The organism is Streptomyces phytophilus, from assembly GCF_013870535.1.
In the GTDB taxonomy this organism is placed as follows: Bacteria; Actinomycetota; Actinomycetes; order Streptomycetales; family Streptomycetaceae; genus Streptomyces; species Streptomyces phytophilus.
The window spans coordinates 1-944 of the sequence record NZ_JACBXC010001747.1; the positions used below are offsets into that span (position 1 = coordinate 1).

Annotated in this window: 1 protein-coding gene; it reads left to right on the plus strand. The window is 62.7% G+C overall.

The genetic code is table 11. The annotated features are described in order from the left end of the window. The coding region (locus H5J30_RS35710; protein ID WP_181791931.1) for a PHP domain-containing protein at window positions 1–944 on the plus strand (944 nt) is incomplete at both ends.

Sequence of the window (944 nt, forward strand, 5' to 3'; positions counted from 1 at the left end):
GCCGCCGTTTACGCATCTGCATGTGCACACGCAGTATTCGCTGCTGGATGGGGCGGCGCGGTTGAAGGATATGTTCGCGGCCTGTCGTGAGATGGGGATGTCGCATATTGCGATGACGGATCACGGGAATCTGCATGGTGCGTATGACTTCTTTGCGCAGGCGACGTCGGCGGGGGTGACGCCGATCATCGGGATCGAGGCGTATGTGGCGCCGGAGTCGCGGCGGAACAAGCGGAAGGTGCAGTGGGGGCAGCCGCATCAGAAGCGTGATGACGTGTCTGGTTCCGGTGGGTATACGCATAAGACGATCTGGGCGTCGTCGCGTACGGGTCTGCACAATCTGTTCCGGTTGTCGTCGGATGCGTACAAGGAGGGGTGGTTGCAGAAGTGGCCGCGGATGGACAAGGAGGTGATCGCCGAGCATGCGGAGGGGTTGATCGCTTCTACGGGGTGTCCGTCGGGTGAGGTGCAGACGCGGCTGCGGCTGGGGCAGTTCGACGAGGCGCTGGCGGCGGCGGCGTGGTATCAGGAGGTGTTCGGGAAGCAGCGGTATTTCCTGGAGTTGATGGATCACGGGATCGAGATCGAGCGGCGGGTGCGGGACGGGCTGCTGGAGATCGGGCGGAAGCTGGGGATTCCGCCTTTGGTGACGAATGACTCGCATTACACGTATGCGCAGGAGGCGGGGGCGCATGATGCGTTGCTGTGTATTCAGACGGGGAAGAATCTGTCGGATCCGGATCGGTTCCGGTTCGATGGGACGGGTTATTACCTGAAGTCGACCGAGGAGATGTATGCGGTCGATTCCTCCGATGCGTGGCAGGAGGGGTGTGCGAACACGCTGCTGGTGGCGGAGCAGGTCGACACCGGGGGGTGGTTCGAGAAGCGCGACCTGATGCCCCGCTTCGAGGTCCCCGACGGCTACACCGAGGTGACCTGGTTCC